Origin of the sequence: Rheinheimera marina (genome assembly GCF_042654345.1) — a bacterium.
GTDB classification, from domain to species: Bacteria; Pseudomonadota; Gammaproteobacteria; order Enterobacterales; family Alteromonadaceae; genus Pararheinheimera; species Pararheinheimera marina.
Window position 1 is genome coordinate 72,185 of sequence record NZ_JBHSGB010000017.1, and the last position, 16,904, is coordinate 89,088.

A 16,904-nucleotide genomic window follows, 5' to 3' on the forward strand; every position below is an offset into this window, starting at 1 on the left:
GTTTTACTTCGGATGACGCTATGTTTGAACTGAACCTCAACGACATCACGCCAGCACAGTTTCTGGCCGAGTACTGGCAAAAAAAACCTTTATTAATTAAAGGCGGCTTTAAAAACTTTCAGGATCCGATCAGTCCGGATGAACTGGCCGGCCTGGCCGGCGAAGAAGACATTGAATCCCGTATCGTCAGCAAGCAGAATGGCGTTTGGGACTTGGAAACCGGTCCTTTTGAAGACTTTGACGAATTTGGCGACCGTGGCTGGACCTTGCTGGTGCAAGCGGTAGACCACTGGCACCCGGATTGCGCGGCGCTAATTGAACCCTTCCGCTTTATTCCCAACTGGCGTATTGACGATCTGATGGTCAGCTTTTCGACTGAAGATGGTGGTGTAGGCCCGCATCTGGACCAATACGACGTGTTTATTATTCAGGGTTTAGGCCGTCGTCACTGGCGGGTCGGCATGCCTGACAGCTCACTGCAGCAACACTGCCCTCACCCACGCTTGCTGCAAGTCACGCCCTTTAAAGACTGCATCGATGTGATCACTGAACCTGGTGACATTCTGTACATTCCGCCAGGCTGCCCGCATGACGGCATTTCGCTCGAACCGTCACTGAACTACTCAGTTGGCTTCCGTGCGCCGGCGCAGAAAGATTTAGTCACAGGCCTGGCCGACCACCTGATTGACCATGAGCTGACTGGTCTGCGCTTTACTGACGCAGGCCGCTCTGTGCCGGAATCTGTAGGCGCCATCAGCGATCAGGATCTGGCTCAGGTGCAGCAGATGCTACGTGCGATGATTGATGACAAAGACTTCACCAGCCAATGGTTTGGCACTTACATCAGCCATGCCAAACATGAGCTGGACAGCACGGAGCCGGACCCACACTACCAGCATGATGAGATTGCAGAGTACCTGGACGAAGGCTCGGTACTGACCAAACTGGGTGGCTTACGGACTTTGTATTACCAAAGCAGCCCAGATGCCGATATTCAGCTGTTTATCAACGGTGAGCGTTACCTGTTGCCGACCACAGAAAAAGCCGCGGTGCTAAAACTGACTGAACAAATCAGCCTGTCGATGGATGACGGGAAATTCTTTGCTGAAGATGAAGGCCGGCTGGCACTGCTGACCAGTCTGATCAACAAAGGCTACTGGTACTTTACCGAATAAGAGTTCGGACATAAAAACAGTGAGGACAAAAAAAGAGGCCACAGGCCTCTTTTTTTATGCTGTACATTCAGCATTACACTGCGACTTTGTTCCACAAGTCTTCACGCTCAAACAGTTCGTACAAAGCCTCGGCTCTGTGCACCAGCAGGTTGGCAAAATCCACTTTGGTTTTATCCAGACCACCGGCATCCATAATTTGCTGAGCTTTCAGCTGCCAATGCAGTGAAAACGCCCGCACTGCTTCGCGGGCATCTTTGGCTGCCGACAGAGCCATATGATCGGTTGGTAAATCGCCACTAATCACCCAGTATTCTTTCCGGTCCTGTGCTTTCATCTTCCAGACGGCCATTAATGGCGGCAAATAACGGGATTCAGAAACAGCCACTGTGTCAGGCAGAATGCCTTTTTCGGCAAGGTGTTGATTGGCTTTTTGAAATTGTTGGCGCACCCAGGCGCTGTTTTGCTCGTCGCGCTGAGCGTCAGACTGATTTGACATGATTTACTTCCTATACTCAAGTGCCGTTACTCTATGCGAGCCGAATCCAGCAATCAAGCCCTGTGACAGATTGTCGACAATCACCTGGTCTTACCAGATTTTGTTTTCGCGAAAACATGGCGTTGCCGCGGCTGAAATGGTACATTCCGCGGCGCAAAAACCGGACGCCAGCCCTACAGAAGCGGCGCCAGACAACCAACGGAGATCTCCACGTGGCAGTATTTAACCATCCTGAATTCGATAACCATGAACAAGTGGTGTTCTGTAGTGATGAAAGCACTGGCTTAAAAGCCATCATCGCCATCCACAACACAGCCCTGGGCCCAGCCACAGGTGGCTGCCGGATGTGGGACTATGCGGCTGACGAAGAAGCACTGGTGGACGTGTTGCGCCTGTCGCGTGGCATGACGTACAAAAACGCTATGGCCGGTTTAGCCTTGGGTGGCGGCAAGTCAGTCATTATCGGTGATGCGAAAAAAATCAAATCCGAAGCGCTGTTCCGTAAATTCGGTCAGTTTGTGCATTCAGTTAGCGGCCGCTACATCAGCGCTGAAGACGTCAACATCACCACAGCTGACATCATGATGATCAGCAAAGAAACGCCGTATGTCGCCGGTAAAGAAGGTGCCAGCGGTAACCCGTCGCCTTTTACCGCGTTGGGCTGCTACAAAGGCATTAAAGCCGCGGTCAAACACAAACTGGGGCTGGACTCTGTTGAAGGTTTGACGGTTGCAGTTCAGGGCTTAGGCAGTGTTGGTTTTTACTTGTGTGAACATCTGCATAACGAAGGCGCCAAACTGATTGTCACTGACATCAACCCGGATTCAGTCGCCCGCGCCGTCGCTCAGTTTGGTGCGACCGCTGTGGGTCTGGATGAAATCTACAGCCAGCAGGCAGATATCTACGCCCCTTGCGCTTTAGGTGCCACCATCAACGACCAGACTATTCCTCAGCTGAAGTGCAAAATTATTGCCGGTTGTGCCAACAACCAGCTGAAAGAAAGCCGTCATGGGGACATTCTGCGTCAGATGGGCATTCTGTACGCACCAGACTACGTCATTAACGCCGGTGGCATTATCAACGTGTCGCTGGAAATTCGCCCTGAAGGCTACAACGCCGACGAATCAACCGCCAAGGTCAACCAGATTTACCATACGCTGCTGAATCTGTTTGAACGGGCTGAACGCGAACAAAAGCCAACCAACGAAGTGGCTGACTTAATTGCTCAGGAAATTATCCGAAACGCCCGCGGTTAATAGCGCCGGGCGCGCAAAGAAAAGGGCGGGATTATTCCCGCCCTTTTGCATTTTCCGGTACTGGCTGATACCAATCTGTCCATCCCTTGGTCAGGTGATACACCAGCATGCTGGCGCCTTCGGCACTGAGTTTGGACCAGAGATCAAAATTGGATAAATTCACCGTCAGCAGACAGTTTAACCCGCAGTTTACTGGTCGAAAGGTGCTGCTGGAGGCCGCAAATACCTGAGCCTGAATACCATGTTGTCTGGCCAGTGCCGCCACCCGCAGCGCGTGGTAGTCACTGCTAATCATCAAGTAGTGCTGAGCCGGGTCCAGCTTCTTTTCCAGCGTCGCCATTTCGTTGTACGTAGTGGGCCCTGCATCAAAGCAGCTGGCTTCGGCATAAGCGCTTTGTTCCTGCAATAACTTTAAATACGGGCCACAGTGCAAGGTGGTCATATACACCTTCGCTGGGCGCTGCTGGGCATTGAGCATACGGGCTAACTGCAGAATACGGTTACGGGCACAATCGGGCAGACTGTGTTCGTTACCACCACAGCCGAGCAGCACATAATCGCCGCTAAAGCCTGCCGGCAGACTGCTTTGGATCTGGCTTTGATACCAGTCACGCAACTGGTTCGCCACCAGAGTATTGCCTGACAGATAAAACCAGAAAAACAGCAACCACAGGCCTTTGCGCCGGTAACAAACACAGGCCAGCAACAAGCCCCATAAAAACAGGTTATGCGGGTACAAAAAAGGTTCCAGTATGTCCTTCACGACAGGTCTCCCGAATTGTCCTGCCGCCATCATACCTGCTCAGGCGCCATTCAGCTAAGTTTGTTATTTTGCTGAAAAATTTTTATCGCCTGGCCCCCTCAGCCCGATTCGGCTTGACCGGCGCTATGCTAAGATGACGCTAACTTTTTCGGTTATATAGCAAGTCAATGGAGAACGCTATGTTTCAAACGGTATCAGTGATTGGTTTGGGTTATATCGGCTTACCAACAGCCGCTATGCTGGCCTCACGCAAATTGCGCGTCATAGGTATTGATGTGAACCAACACGCTGTCGATACCATTAATCAGGGCAAAATCCACATTGTGGAACCTGAACTGGATATGCTGGTGCACGCGGCCGTCACAGGTGGCTATTTATCAGCGCAGACCAACCCAGTACCGGCCGATGCCTTTATGATTGCGGTCCCTACCCCGTTTTTTGATGATCTGTCACCGGATTTAACTTATGTCGAAGCGGCAGTGAAGTCGATTGCGCCAGTACTGCAAAAAGGCAACCTGGTGGTACTGGAATCGACCAGCCCGGTTGGCACCACCGAAAAAATCTGTCAGTGGATCAGCGAAGCCCGTCCTGATCTGACAGTGCCGACAGACTCTGCTCAGCCGGACATTCATGTGGCCTACTGCCCGGAGCGCGTACTGCCAGGCCGCGTGGTGTATGAACTGATCGCCAACGACCGTATTGTCGGTGGCTTAACCCCGGCCTGTTCAGAAAAAGCCAAAGCGCTGTACCAGACCTTTGTTACCGGCGAGTGCCTGATCAGTGACGCCCGCACCGCCGAAATGTCCAAGCTGACCGAAAACGCCTTTCGTGACGTCAACATTGCTTTTGCTAACGAGCTGTCGCTGATTTGTGACGAGCTGAATATCAATGTGTGGGAACTGATTAAAATGGCCAACCGCCATCCGCGGGTCAACATTCTGACGCCGGGGGCTGGTGTCGGTGGTCACTGCATCGCGGTTGACCCTTGGTTTATTGTGCACTCAGCGCCAGAGCAGGCCAAAATTATCCGCACCGCCCGCGAAGTGAACGACTTTAAACCTCAGTGGGTACTGCAAAAAATTCTGTCGACTGTGGCCAACCACAGCCTGCACAAACCGTCAGTCGCCTGCTTTGGTCTGGCCTTTAAGCCGGATATCGATGATTTACGGGAAAGCCCGGCGCTGCATATCGTCAACGATTTAGCCGAAGCCTATCAAGGTAAAATTTATGCGGTCGAGCCGAACGTCGAGAAAACGACGAAGCTGGCGGCTAATGTAGAACTGGTATCGGTCGAACAAGGCTTAAAAGCCGACATCATCGTGATCCTGGTCAATCACAAAGGCTTTGGTGATCTGGACTTCAGCAAAAACACCCTGATTAACGTGGTGGGACCACTGCGTAGCGCAGGTTAAGCCAATTGTTCACTCTGTCAAAAGGGCGCTTGAAAGCGCCCTTTTTTGCTCACACACCTGCATCAAGGCGCTGACTGACGGCGCACTTCCAGCCAACAGGCAATCGCGAGCATCAATGTGATGGTTAAGTTACCCGCCAGGAATAACCAAGACGTCACCGCGACAGTTAAGTCAGTGTTAAACCATAAATACCCCAGAGAAGTCAGTGCGACCGCCAGCGTCACCAGCGAGGCTTTGCGTTTGTTAGCCCCCACAGACGTCAACAGCACTTCGAAGTAGGTTTTGACTAGCGTTAGCCACAAGGTTGCCAACACCAGGTGCAACATCAGCACCACCTCTGCCGCCAGCACTTCATGAAAACACAGCTCATACAGCCACTCAGCCAGCGGCCACATCAGCAGATACGGCAGTGATAACAGAGGTAACGACAGCAGCATTACTTTGCGGAAAAACTGCATTTTAGTGGTCAGCTCTGTGAGTCGGCTCAGCCTGGCTAAAAACACCTGCGAGAAAATAACCGGCAATAAAGTGATGGGCATAAACAGAATAAAGAGTTTTCTGAACTGGCCCAGTTCCAGCAAGGTGCTAAACAGTGCCAGGAAAATAAACGGAATATTCGTCATCACAATGGCAAATAGATCGGCCCAGGCAAAGGGCAAACGCTCCGCCACGGCAGGCCAGCCAAAGACGGTTTTAAACTGCCCCCGGTACAACGGCCAGTGCTGACGTAAATCCGGCCAGACCACCTGCAGTCCCATCGCCACCGGCACCAGCGCACAGGCTAAAATGGCCCACAACACTTCATCCACCGAATTCAGCAGATCAAACATTAACAGCAGCAACACAAGGCCCAGGCATAACGCACTGACAAAGTTGGTTTTGACCTCGACAAAAAACTGCTGGCGGCCTTTGAGGTATGAAAACAGCGCCTGCGCCAGGGCCCAGAGCAAGCCAATGCCTAAGCTCAGTACATAAAGTTCGAACGCTACTTCGCTCTGACCGCTGGCCACCCAAATCGCCGCCCCTGCCAACAGCAACAAAAACACGCCGCAGGACATCAGCAGTGAGTTAAATAACAACGTTGGTTCCTGCCGATGCGCGCTGTGGTGAATAAGGTAAAAGCTGACGCCAAAGGCAATGGCAGGGAAAAACAGATTAGCCAGCATATAAACGTAGCTGAACAGGCCAAAATCGGCGTCCAGCATGTAACGCGCCAGCAGCAGGTTAAGCAGCCAACGCGACCCAAAGTTCAGGCCATGCGCCAGGCTGTTGTTAAAGAGTTTGCGGACAAAATCATTACTCAGCATCGGGAGTCTCTTCTGCAGGCAACAGCAACCAGGCATTGGCTAGCGCCCATAAGGGCCACAACATGCCAGAGCTCAGGACATGGCCGGCCACCACCGCAATACTCAGCAACAACGCATTTAACAGCAGCACAGAGGCGCTCAATACGGAAGGCCGCTTCAGATGACAGACCAGACTGTGCAGCAGAAAGCCGAAAAACAGCCAGCTGGCCCAGAGTGCGCCCGGCACGCCATAAAAAATAAATAAGTCAAACGCATCAGATTCGGCCCAGTACTTCCAGCTATGGTTGCTGACGCCGGCAAGACCAATGCCGAACAGCCGGTGCAGTGCTGAGTAATAATCCGAACTGATCTGCCAAATGGCCAGCGCATACTGATCACGTGACGACAGCAGAACCCCTGCCAGCCCCTGGTTCTGGTATACATACTGCAGCTTTTGCCACAGACCCAGTTTGGCCAGCAGTGCAGGCAGGTTAAAAGCGACCAGCAGCACAGATAACGCCACAGTAGCGAGCAGTACGGCACGTTGTTTTTGACTCAGCTGAGACCACAACCACCAGACCGGCACCAGGGCTGCCAACAGCAGCACACCAGCCAGGCCACTTTTGGTCATCAGCAGACTGGCACAACCACACAAAGCCACAGCAAGCAGCCCAAAGGCTCCCTTCTGGCGCTGCCACAGCAACGGCAGACTCAGCGCAGTTAGCGCCAACAGCACCACAGAGACCTCATTGGCCGCATTAAAAAAACCTTTGCTGCCAAGCGCCTGCGTCGCCAAATGCGGCTGCGGCAAATAGGAACTGTAACCAAACCCAAAAGCGCCCAAGGCAAAATTCAGCAGCACAGTGGCCAGATTAAGACCCAACAGCCAGTAGCTGCTGCGTCGAAATTCATCCGGATTGGTCCGGCACAGTGCGGCAAAATAAGCAAAACAAAGTGCTGGCGCCAGTAGTTTCAGTACCAGCGCAATATCCTCTGTCAACGGCAGCCCATAACGTAACCAGGAATAACCAGGCCCCAACAGCAGCACACAGCCAACCAGCATCAGGCCACTGGCCAGCGCAGGCGCCAGTGTCGTCAAGCGCCAGAAAGTCAGCCCCATCAACGTCAGTTTGTACAAGGCAGACAGGCCAAAGGCCCGTCCCAGTTCATTCAGCAAAAAACCATTGCAGGCATCCACCAGCAAATACGCCGAATACAAACCCAGCAACAGGCGGTCTGCACCGCGCCAAGCCGTCAGGCTTTGCATACAAATAAACGTCTGAACAACAGCAGCTGAAACAACAGCACAAAGGCCGCTGCGCCGCTAAAAAGTGCCCAATAAAACCAAGGGCGGGATAACGGCAACTCAGCTGGGCTCGGTGCCTGCAAAAAGCGCAGCGCAAAAGGCGATAACAGCTTGGCCTGCTGCAATTCGACTGCCATTTGTGTATCGGCAACCTGCTGTAACTGTTGCTCGCGCTGAGCAATAAAGGCTTGTTGCAGACGCTGATCCCACAACTGCACCAACTGCTGCAACAGCTCCGTTGCCTGACCCGCCTGCTCACTGGTCATTCGCAGTTCCAGCACATTGCCACGGCGTTTATGTTCGAAACTAAGTTGCTCAGGTTTAGCCTGCAGCGCTGCCCATAAATCGGCAGATTTGAGCTGCACCAGAGCCCGGCTCATTTCATCGGCAGCTGCGCCGCCAACATTGGCTGGGTTGTTGTCTGTTGGCGCATCACGCCTGGCCAGTCGTTCAGCCTGCCAGTCGGTCAGGGTCAGCACCGCTGTGCTGCGATACAGAGGCGCAAGCAAAGAGGCTAACAGCGCGGCGGCCACTGCACACAACAGTGCACTGGCCAACAGCAGCAGGCCGCGCTCGCGCAACAGCCTCAGGCTTTGCAGCATAAAATCACTGGAGTTGTTCATTTGCCGGAAAAGAGTCCTTTAATGCCTTTGGTCAACAGCTGCTGACGCAGTTTGATCAGCCAGTGTAGCTTTTGTTTCAGGTAGTAACGGATTTTGGTGCCCCACAGGCCATAGCGGCAGAAGAACAGCAACGCAGGGAAACTCAGCTTCTGCTGCTCCATCACCAAACGGTAAAACAACTGGTTTTGTTTGTTGCGCTCATTCATCAGCGGCAGGTGTTTTTCCATAAAGTAACTTTGTGCCGCCAGCCGTTTCGGCGACGTGGTAATACGGCCCAGTTCATGGCCGACATGAACCACATAGGTGGCTTCGGCCAGGCGCAGCGCTTTGCCATAGGCAGCAACTAAACGGATCCACATGTCGTAATCCTGAAAGGCAGCCAGCTGCACGTCAAAACCGCCCTGTGCCAGCATCCGGGCGCGTTTCACCAGCACCTGATTGGACAGCACATGCACGTCGAGCAATTCCGCCAGGCCGATTTGCGCCTGGTCCGGATACAACTGTTTGCGGTGACTGCCATAGTCCCAGAAATAACTGGAGCAGACAAAAGCAAACTGGTCATCGTAGGCCTGGTACAACGAACTCAGCCGGTTGGGCAGAAATTCGTCGTCATCGTCGATGCCGGTGACAAACTCACCTTTGGCCTCGGCAATGGCCAGATTGCGCGCAGCACAGGCGCCCTGCCCGCTGGCCTGCCGGAACAACCGCACCCGCGGGTCGGTTCCATAACGCTGGTTCAACACCGCCCAGGTGTCATCCCTGGACGCATCATCAACCACCAGCAATTCAAGATTCGGATAGTCCTGCGCCAACACAGAGTCAATGGCCCGCTGTGACATCTCGGCCCTGTTGTAGGTTGGCATATACACACTGATTAATGGCAGCTCGGTTTTATTCACTGCAACACCCTGTTGTAATTTTTACCCTTGGTCCCTGAAGCTGCAGCAGCATTTACTGCACTGCGGCTTGCCCCGCAACCTCAGTCGACCAGGTTATCTGCTTCAGACCTTGTGCGTCAGGTAACGCCAGACAAAGGTCACCAGGTTCATCTGACGACCAATACGGGACGGCTGTGACAACAATCGATACGCCCATTCCAGATGCAATTTGCACCACAGTGCCGGCGCCCGTTTTACATGGCCGGTAAATACGTCATAAGTGCCGCCGACGCCCATATAATAGGCGTCAGGCAATTGCTGCTGGCACTTGCCAATAAATTGTTCCTGACGCGGCGATCCCATCGCCACAGTGACCATCTTGGCGCCACTGGCGGCAATGCGCTCTATCAGTGCGTCTTCGTCTTTAAAATAACCGTCCTGCGAATCCATCACCTGCACGCCCATGGCTTGCAGTTTGGCCACAGTTTCCTGCAGCACTTGTGGTTTGGCACCGACTAAAAACACCGGCGTTTTGGTCTGCGCAGCCTTGGCCATCAGTTCCTGCCACAGCTCACAGCCGGGGATACGTTTGACTTTGCGTTTCAGTTTACGGCGCATCACTTTCACCACGCCCATACCATCGGCATAACGGATATCAGCCTGATTCAGCAGTTGCATCAACTGAGGGTTTTTACCGGCGGCAATCACTTTTTCCGGGTTCATCGCAATCGCAGAGCCGGCGAAGACGGTGCCATCATCGTGAACGATGTAATTCACCAACTCCGGCATGTCGGCAAACGCCATCACACCAATCCCCCCCACCTGCACCACCTCGGGTTGCTGCACCATAAAATTCCTCTGCCCGCAGGCGTGTTGTTAATCGTTGTCTTGTAGCAAGCGCAGATAAAGCTGCTGCACCTGCAGTGCAACCTGACTGACCACAGCGGGCATCGCCTGCGCTCGTCCGACCTGTTGCAATGCCTGATAGTTTGAGGCGGATAAACTTAATAGCTGCTGAATTTTTTCCAGCAACACCGCGTCCAGTCTGGCTTCATCCTGTTGTGGCACTATCCATTCGGGCCTGTCCGCCAGTTGCTGCAACGAACCGTCAGTTTGGGTGGCAATCACCGGGGTGTAACAGGCCATGGCTTCGGTCATCACCAGACCAAAAGATTCATTGCGCGACAAACTTAAAAAGCAGCGCGAGCGCTGATACAAGGCTTTTAATTCATCACTGTTTTTCGGCCCAAGTAACTGCACATTCGGGTAGGCCTGAATGGCTTGCTCCAGCCGGGACTGGTAGGGCCCTTTGCCCACCAGCGCCAACCGGTAGCCGGCCAGCGCTGGCAACAGCCGGATCAACCGGTCCATGCCTTTGTTCTGGTCCAAAGAACCGACATAGAGCAGATCAATATCTTTTTGCTCACGGCTTAAAAACTCAGTCTGGGCAAAGGTAGCATCAATGCCAGCGGCAATTACCGGCGCATCATCCGGCGCCTGCCAGGCCCGCGCTTTCAGCGGCCTGCTGCTGTAAACCCATTGATCCACCCAGCGGCTGCACCAGCGGTACAAGGCCGAAAAGGGTTCGTAATAATAGATATCGCTACCGTGGCAGGTCACCATAATTTTTACCTTGGGGTTGCGCAGCACCTTGTAGACAATGGCCAGATAAATGGTCGGATAAAAGAAGTGCACATGCAGCAAATCCAGTTTTTGCCGGCTCAGCACAAAGCGCCAGACAAACTGCAGAAACAACACCGGGTATTTCAGCAGGCGGTTGATACGGGAATCGGAGTGCCAGCTCATATAAAAATACTGCACCGGCAGCAAGGCCGACAGCGCCTGCATTTGGGTGCGGACAAACTGCCCCTGAAAAGGCGCTGACGCTTTGGGTCCCATATTGGTCAGAATTAAAATACGCGGGTCCAACTAAGCCCTCTTTCCTTGTGTTGTTAAATCGTTGATTTCGCCACTAACCAGTTGATAGATAGTAGATATTTTGGCCAGCAGCCCAGGCTTTAGCGCTCGGCCTGCCGAATAGATCGCATTAGAGCATTTTTTTAAACCAAAGTCGTTATGCCGGATAAGATTCTCCGTCAGCGCCGATAGTCAGCCAGAAAAAACTCCCCTATAATCAGGCCAGTTTCGGCTGGATCAGCTGCTCTGCGGACTTTGTATGACCGATCATCTACAGTTATTCATCACCACCTTTGTTATCACCCTGCTAGCCATTTTCCTGATGATCCCCATCGCCAATAAAATCGGCCTGGTGGACAAACCTGCAGGCCGCAAACAACACGTTGGCGCCGTGCCACTGATTGGCGGCATCTGCGTCTTTACCGGTGTGGCCCTGACCTTAAGCTGGTATGGCTTGCCGGAGAATGTGCATTACTACTACCTGCTGTGCGGCGGCATTATTGTGCTGCTTGGGGTCTTTGATGACTTCTACGATTTAAGCGTCAAACTGCGGCTGGTGGTGCAATTGCTGGTCGGTGCCACCATGGTGTATGGCCTTGGGCTTTATGTCAGTAACCTCGGCAATCTGTTTGCACTGGGTGACGTCAGCCTGAGTTACATCGGTATTCCTTTTACTCTGATTGCGGTGATCGCCGCCATTAACGCCTTTAACATGATTGACGGCATCGACGGTCTGGCCGGTATGATGGCGGGCGTCAGCTTTGTGTCCGTGACGCTGATGATGGGCGTCGGCGGCCAGCTGGATCACGCGCTGTTACCGATGATACTGGTGTTTGCACTGATCCCCTACCTGCTGTTTAACCTGGATGTGGTGGGCAAAGGCAAAGGCAAGATTTTTATGGGTGATGCCGGATCAATGCTGATTGGCCTCACCGTGATTTGGTTGCTGATCATCGGCACCCAGAGCGACAGCGCCAGCTTCCGTCCTATTACTGCGCTGTGGGTGATTGCAGTACCACTGATGGATATGGTGGCCATTATGCTGCGCCGGATCCGTAAGGGGCAGTCGCCCTTTAAGGCCGACCGCGAACACCTGCACCATATTTTCCTGCGGCTTGGCCTGAATTCCCGCCAGGCACTGGTGGTGATCACCAGTTTCTCCTGCATGCTCGCCACCATTGGCGTGATTGGCGAGTACCTGATGGTGCCAGACCTGATTATGCTGCTGTTGTTCCTTGCCGTATTCAGTGCTTATTCATACGGCCTGCAACATATTTGGCGCATTATCCGTGCGCTGAGACGTTATCAGAACAAAGGCTCTGGTTAAGACACCCGTGGTTAAATTACTGAAAAAACTGGCACAGGCCAGAGCTGTCGCACTGGTCGGCGAACGCTTAATCCGTTTAGGCGCAGCCGCTGTGGTGACGGTGATCGTGGCACAGATGCTGGGCCCTTCTGCAACCGGCTATTATGCCGTGGTGATGACCTGGAGCGCCTTTCTGGCGCCACTGGCCAACCTCGGCATGAATAACCTGGTGCAAAAACAAGTGCAGGCCGCTCCGAGCCAGAGCGATGGGTCCGCCATTTTATTTACTGCTGTCTGGCTCAGGCTGGGTGCCGGAGTGCTGTTTGGCGCCCTGATGTGGTCAGGCTTCGCCTGGTACCTGCCTGCCGAATTTGACCCTTATTTGCCAAGCGTCGCCGCCCTTTTTGCCGGCCAGCTGTTTATCGCCTTTATTCTGTTTGAATACCACGAAAACTACCAGGGCCGCTTTCGCACCCTGGCTTATGGCCGCCTTGGCATTGCGATGATTTGTCTGGTCGCCAAACTCTGGGTGCTGTTTGCAGGCTACGGCATTGACGCGCTGTTTTGGGTGCTGGGTATTGAGTTCGCCGTCACAGGTCTGTATCAGTACCTGTTATTTTGCCGTCATAATAACGACTTCGGCCGTTTCTCCAAAGTGAAAGCGCGGCTGAAATGGACCAAAGAACTGGTGCAGCGCTCGTCCTGGTTGTGGATGTCCGGCATTTTGTCGGTGGTGTATTTACGCATCGACGTGGTGATGATTGAACGTTTGCTTGGCATTGAACAAACCGGCGTTTACTCAGCCGTCAGTCGATTATCTGAACTCTGGTACGTGATCCCGGCCACACTGGCAGTACGTTATTATCCGGACTTACTTAAACAACATCAGGCCGACTGGAGCAGCTATTTACTGCTGCTGCGCAAGTACTGTGGTTATTTTCTTGGCATGGCGCTCACCATTGCGCTGCTGATGTTTGTACTGGCGCCGCCTTTGGTGCCGCTGGTGTTTGGCGACGCCTTTATCGCCGGGGTGCCAGTGCTGCAAATTCATATCTGGGCCGGTGTGTTTATATTTGTGCGCTACCTCATCAGCCAGCATTTAGTGATCACCGGCCAGGAGCCTTTGTCGCTGGCCAGCCATGGCGTCGGTGCTGTGCTGAACGTGCTGCTGAATTTTTGGCTGATCCCACTGTACGGCCTGCAAGGCGCGGCCTGGGCAACATTGATTTCCTATGCCTACGCCTCGTTCTTTTTTCTGTTTTTCTCGCGCCGCTGCCGTGCTCATTTCTGGCAGTTATGCAAAGTCCGGCTTGGCCAGACGCCAGTCAAGAGTGAACCTGTATGAAGAAACAACTGCAACAATTGCGACAAAAGCTGGACCGGGTTTTATTGCCTTATGCCGCCAAAAGCCGGCTGGCCGCCACCTTGTATTATGCGTTTTTTAACCCGCATTTTCGTCGTGAACAGCATGCCACCGCTGCCGGTCGCCTGCACTATCACCAGCACGAAGAAAGCAGCAGCATTGCCAGCGTCATTTTGCGCCGCAACATTCACCGGCTGGAAAAAGGCCTGAGCATGGTGCCACGCAAAGCCCTGTTTGCGCTGGATTATATTGACGAAACCCTGAACGCGCTGCAGAACCTGCTGCACGACCACCAGGCATTGGATTTGGTGTTGCTGAAATACTGCCACGATGTGCTGGACAGTTATTTTGCAGTCACCCAATGGCCGGATAACGCCAAACAACCTGCGCAGTTTGCTGCCTTACAGCAGCAAATCAAACCGCGTTTAAAGCATGGCCGGCTGGCCGCGCCTGCACCTTATGCAGAGCGGCCACGGGCGCCCATCAGTTATGACGATTTTTACACCTTGTGTCAGCAGCGCTGTTCGGTGCGCACCTTTTTAAAACAGCCGGTGCCGCGTGCTGAGCTGGAAAAAGCCGTCAGTGCTGCCGCCCAGGCGCCCAGTGCCTGCAACCGTCAGCCATTTCGTTATATTGCCGCGACCGAAGGCGATATGCTGAACAAACTGGCCAATCTGCCGATGGGCACTGTCGGCTATGCCAATGGTATTCCTGCACTGCTGGCAGTGGTCGGTGATTTAAGCGCCTACCCTTTTGAGCGCGACCGCCACGTGATTTATATCGATGCCAGTCTGGCCAATATGCAGCTGATGCTGGCACTGGAAACGCAGGGCCTGGCGTCCTGCTCCATCAACTGGCCTGATATTGAAAACTACGAAAAGAAAATTGCCAAACTGCTGAAATTACAGCCGTTTGAACGGGTGGTGATGCTGATAGCTGTCGGGTATCCGGACCCTGCCGCACTGATCCCACATTCCGAAAAGAAAACTGCCACGGAGCTTTTGTCTTATGTCTGAATTACACCAGAACGATGCCGAGCGCTCATCGCGCCCACTGCTGGTCGAAATCAAAGGGGTGCAATTTCGCAACAAAGGCGCCTATTTAATGTTGCTGGCCTGCCTGCAAGGCCTGAAAACATTGAACAACACCGAACTGGTGCTGTCGCCGGGCCCGAACCTGCCATACAAAGAGCGGGCTTTATTGGGTGCCTGGCAGAAACTGTCGTTTCGCCGCAAAGACCTGGACCTGACCGGTGCCTTAGGCAAACTGCCGGGCGCGTTACGCCGGGTATTACGCCGCTACGGCATCGTCACAGAACGCGATGTCGACGTGATCCTCGAAGCCAGTGGTTTTGCCTACGGCGACCAGTGGCCACTGCAGTTTTTGCAAAACACCGCCCGCGAAGTCAAACGTTTCCATCAGGCCGGTAAACCATTTATTTTTATGCCTCAGGCCTTTGGTCCTTTTGCCAGCGCTGAAAGCCAGGCCGCTATGCGCGATATTATTCAGCATGCGGCACTGGTCTATGTGCGCGATCCGGTGTCGCTGGAGCATGTTAAAGGCTGTGTCGACAGCCTGCCCGACACAGTACGGTTAACACCGGACTTTACCATTGGTCTTAAAGGCCACAGCAGCAGCGCCTTTCCACTGATTGACGGGCCTTTTGCTGCGCTTATTCCCAACAGCAAAGTGGTGTCCAAATTCAACCATGCCAATGCCGAAGCGCAGCGCACCAACTATGTGGAAGCCTTTGCCGCCGCCGCCAATCAGTTGGTTGAGCTGGGTTATGCAGTGCTGTTAGTCAACCATGAAGGTGAAGAGGATCAGCGTCTTTGTGAAGAAATTGCCCGGCTGGCCCCTTGTGAAATCATCCGTATTGAAGATCCGCTGGCGGTAAAAGCCTTTATCGGCAATGCAAGCCTGGTGGTCAGTTCACGCTTCCATGGCGCCATTAATGCGCTGAGTCAGGGCGTGCCTTGTATTGCCACCAGCTGGAGCCACAAGTACCACGCCATGATGGCGGATTTTGGCATGGGCGATTATTGTCTGGAGAAACTCTCTGCGGTCAGCCTGACACAAAAAATCAGCCAGCTGATGGCCGAACGCGAGCAGCTGAGCCCGGTGCTGGCCAGCAACGCCGCCTCACTCAAGCATAAAAATCAGACCATGTGGCAAGGATTGTACAAAACGCTGGATAAGTATCTGGCGCGTTAACTGACTGCCAAGGCAATAAAAAAACCGGCATCGCCGGTTTTTTTATTGCTGCATTGTAGTGCTGTTACCAGCTAACCCAACCGAAGTACCAGGTGGCTAAAATCACGCCACCGAACGCAATACGGTACCAGGCAAAGACTTCATAGCTGTGGTTGGAGACAAAACGCACAAAGGTCCGCACGGCCACCAGAGCCGACAGGAAGGCAGTGACAAAACCAACAGCAAACATCGGTAAGTCATCGGTCGACAGCAAGTCGCGGTGCTTGAAAATATCGTAGAAAGTGGCTGCGACCATGGTTGGCACCGCCAGGAAAAACGAAAACTCGGCCGCCACTTTACGGTCGAAGCCAAAAAACAGCCCGCCAATAATGGTAGCGCCTGAGCGGGATGTGCCTGGGATCATCGAAATCACCTGAGCACAGCCCACTTTTAGCGCGTCTTTCCAGCTGATGTCGTCGACGTCATGAATACGAACCTGATGCTCCCGGCGCTCGGCATAGAGGATCACCAGCCCCCCCAACACCAGCATGGTCGCTACGGTAATAGGGTTAAACAGGTACTCTTTAATTTTGCTGATAAACAACAGGCCAATCACAGCGGCCGGCAAAAAGGCGACAAAGAGGTTTAACACGAAATTCTGCGCTTTGCGGTCATGGGTCAGACCGGTCAGCACCGAAGTAAAACGCTGACGGTATTCAAACACAACCGCCAGAATAGCGCCCAGCTGAATGGCGATTTCAAACACCCGTCCATCGTTATGAAAACCAATTAAATCACCAACGACAATTAAATGTCCTGTGCTGGACACAGGCAAAAACTCCGTCAGTCCTTCGACCAAGCCTAAAATAAAGGCCTTAATTAACAACCAGATATCCATTCAACTACCCTTTTATTTATGGTTTATGCGCA

Annotated in this window: 16 protein-coding genes; 7 read left to right on the forward strand and 9 right to left on the reverse strand. The window is 53.2% G+C overall.

Annotated elements, in window-relative coordinates:
* Positions 1-20: 20 nt before the first annotated feature.
* Complete coding sequence (locus ACFO3I_RS16625; RefSeq protein WP_377335902.1) at positions 21-1,175, forward strand: ribosomal protein uL16 3-hydroxylase; 1,155 nt, start codon at positions 21-23, stop codon at positions 1,173-1,175.
* A 73-nt stretch (positions 1,176-1,248) separates the two neighbouring features.
* Here the strand turns inward: ACFO3I_RS16625 and ACFO3I_RS16630 are convergent, their stop codons facing one another.
* Positions 1,249-1,671 (reverse strand): DUF4826 family protein, encoded by a 423-nt coding sequence (locus tag ACFO3I_RS16630; protein ID WP_377335904.1) that lies wholly within the window; start codon positions 1,669-1,671, stop codon positions 1,249-1,251.
* A gap of 212 nt (positions 1,672-1,883) precedes the next feature.
* Here ACFO3I_RS16630 and ACFO3I_RS16635 point away from each other — a divergent pair, with 212 nt between their 5' ends.
* On the forward strand, positions 1,884-2,927 hold the full coding sequence (locus ACFO3I_RS16635; RefSeq protein ID WP_377335906.1) for a Leu/Phe/Val dehydrogenase: 1,044 nt from the start codon (positions 1,884-1,886) through the stop codon (positions 2,925-2,927).
* Positions 2,928-2,958: 31 nt separating this feature from the next.
* Here ACFO3I_RS16635 and ACFO3I_RS16640 read toward each other — a convergent pair whose 3' ends face one another.
* A complete protein-coding gene (locus ACFO3I_RS16640) occupies positions 2,959-3,690 on the reverse strand; it encodes a hypothetical protein (protein ID WP_377335908.1) in 732 nt (243 codons plus the stop codon).
* A 179-nt stretch (positions 3,691-3,869) separates the two neighbouring features.
* On the opposite strand from ACFO3I_RS16640, the gene wecC reads away from it, so the two are divergent.
* Entirely contained in the window at positions 3,870-5,102 is a 1,233-nt protein-coding gene (gene wecC, locus ACFO3I_RS16645) for a UDP-N-acetyl-D-mannosamine dehydrogenase (RefSeq protein ID WP_377335910.1), read from the forward strand.
* Positions 5,103-5,164: 62 nt separating this feature from the next.
* Here wecC and ACFO3I_RS16650 read toward each other — a convergent pair whose 3' ends face one another.
* From ACFO3I_RS16650 to ACFO3I_RS16675, 6 genes are all read right to left on the reverse strand, one after another.
* A complete protein-coding gene (locus ACFO3I_RS16650; protein WP_377335912.1) occupies positions 5,165-6,409 on the reverse strand; it encodes a lipopolysaccharide biosynthesis protein in 1,245 nt (414 codons plus the stop codon).
* Positions 6,399-7,655 carry an O-antigen ligase family protein gene (locus tag ACFO3I_RS16655; protein WP_377335914.1) on the reverse strand — a complete coding sequence of 419 codons (1,257 nt, stop codon included), beginning with the start codon at positions 7,653-7,655 and terminating at the stop codon, positions 6,399-6,401. Before ACFO3I_RS16655 ends, ACFO3I_RS16650 begins: the two co-directional genes overlap by 11 nt.
* Complete coding sequence (locus ACFO3I_RS16660; protein ID WP_377335916.1) at positions 7,643-8,317, reverse strand: hypothetical protein; 675 nt, start codon at positions 8,315-8,317, stop codon at positions 7,643-7,645. The genes ACFO3I_RS16655 and ACFO3I_RS16660 overlap by 13 nt, the downstream gene beginning before the upstream one ends.
* Positions 8,314-9,216, reverse strand: coding sequence for a glycosyltransferase (locus ACFO3I_RS16665; protein ID WP_377335918.1), 903 nt, complete (start codon positions 9,214-9,216; stop codon positions 8,314-8,316). Before ACFO3I_RS16665 ends, ACFO3I_RS16660 begins: the two co-directional genes overlap by 4 nt.
* A 102-nt stretch (positions 9,217-9,318) precedes the next feature.
* Positions 9,319-10,044, reverse strand: coding sequence for a WecB/TagA/CpsF family glycosyltransferase (locus ACFO3I_RS16670; protein ID WP_377335920.1), 726 nt, complete (start codon positions 10,042-10,044; stop codon positions 9,319-9,321).
* Positions 10,045-10,071: 27 nt separating this feature from the next.
* A complete protein-coding gene (locus tag ACFO3I_RS16675; protein WP_377335922.1) occupies positions 10,072-11,124 on the reverse strand; it encodes a glycosyltransferase family 4 protein in 1,053 nt (350 codons plus the stop codon).
* Between the two features lie 247 nt (positions 11,125-11,371).
* On the opposite strand from ACFO3I_RS16675, the gene wecA reads away from it, so the two are divergent.
* The 4 genes from wecA to ACFO3I_RS16695 are packed head-to-tail and all read left to right on the forward strand — an operon-like array spanning position 11,372 to position 15,995.
* Complete coding sequence (gene wecA, locus ACFO3I_RS16680) at positions 11,372-12,439, forward strand: UDP-N-acetylglucosamine--undecaprenyl-phosphate N-acetylglucosaminephosphotransferase (RefSeq protein WP_377335924.1); 1,068 nt, start codon at positions 11,372-11,374, stop codon at positions 12,437-12,439.
* Positions 12,440-12,446: 7 nt separating this feature from the next.
* A complete protein-coding gene (locus ACFO3I_RS16685; protein ID WP_377335926.1) occupies positions 12,447-13,763 on the forward strand; it encodes a flippase in 1,317 nt (438 codons plus the stop codon).
* The gene (locus ACFO3I_RS16690) at positions 13,760-14,797 is read left to right on the forward strand and encodes a nitroreductase family protein (RefSeq protein ID WP_377335928.1); all 1,038 of its coding nucleotides are present in this window, start codon (positions 13,760-13,762) and stop codon (positions 14,795-14,797) included. The genes ACFO3I_RS16685 and ACFO3I_RS16690 overlap by 4 nt, the downstream gene beginning before the upstream one ends.
* Positions 14,790-15,995: a polysaccharide pyruvyl transferase family protein gene (locus tag ACFO3I_RS16695; protein WP_377335930.1), complete on the forward strand. Its 1,206-nt coding sequence runs from the start codon at positions 14,790-14,792 to the stop codon at positions 15,993-15,995. The genes ACFO3I_RS16690 and ACFO3I_RS16695 overlap by 8 nt, the downstream gene beginning before the upstream one ends.
* 64 nt (positions 15,996-16,059) lie before the next feature.
* On the opposite strand, the gene ACFO3I_RS16700 is transcribed toward ACFO3I_RS16695, so the two are convergent.
* Complete coding sequence (locus ACFO3I_RS16700; RefSeq protein WP_377335932.1) at positions 16,060-16,872, reverse strand: undecaprenyl-diphosphate phosphatase; 813 nt, start codon at positions 16,870-16,872, stop codon at positions 16,060-16,062.
* Positions 16,873-16,904: the final 32 nt, after the last annotated feature.